Origin of the sequence: Maribacter sp. TH_r10 (genome assembly GCF_033101095.1) — a bacterium.
Lineage (GTDB): Bacteria > Bacteroidota > Bacteroidia > Flavobacteriales > Flavobacteriaceae > Maribacter_A > Maribacter_A luteus.
Map to the genome: position 1 here is coordinate 1 of NZ_JAWMPY010000048.1, position 381 is coordinate 381.

The following is a 381-nucleotide window of genomic DNA, read 5'->3' on the forward strand; positions in this document are numbered from 1 at the left end:
TATAGCATCGATGAAAAAGCAGTAAGTCGAGTATCTTTAAAATGAACAAAAAAATAAAGATATGGTTACTCAAATTACTGCTGTACCGAAGTTATACATTGGCATCGACATTCACAAGCGAAGTTGGAAAGTGCATTGTGCTACAGATTTGTTTTCAGGCAAGTCATTTTCAATGAATCCGGACCCGGAACAACTTAAAGATTATGTTGATAAACATTTCGCCGGTCATGAAGTATCGACCGCATACGAGGCAGGTTGCTGTGGATATTCAGCGCATCGTAGTTTCGAGTCCTATGGTTGGTCTTCCCTAGTGGTCAATCCTGCTGATATCCATAGAAAGGGCAAGGAGAAACATACCAAGACCGACAGGATAGACGCGCA

Annotated in this window: 1 pseudogene; it reads left to right on the top strand. The window is 41.5% G+C overall.

Going from position 1 to position 381, the window contains the following annotated elements:
* Positions 1 to 172: 172 nt before the first annotated feature.
* Positions 173 to 381: pseudogene (locus R3X28_RS19265) on the top strand (IS110 family transposase); the annotation flags it as partial.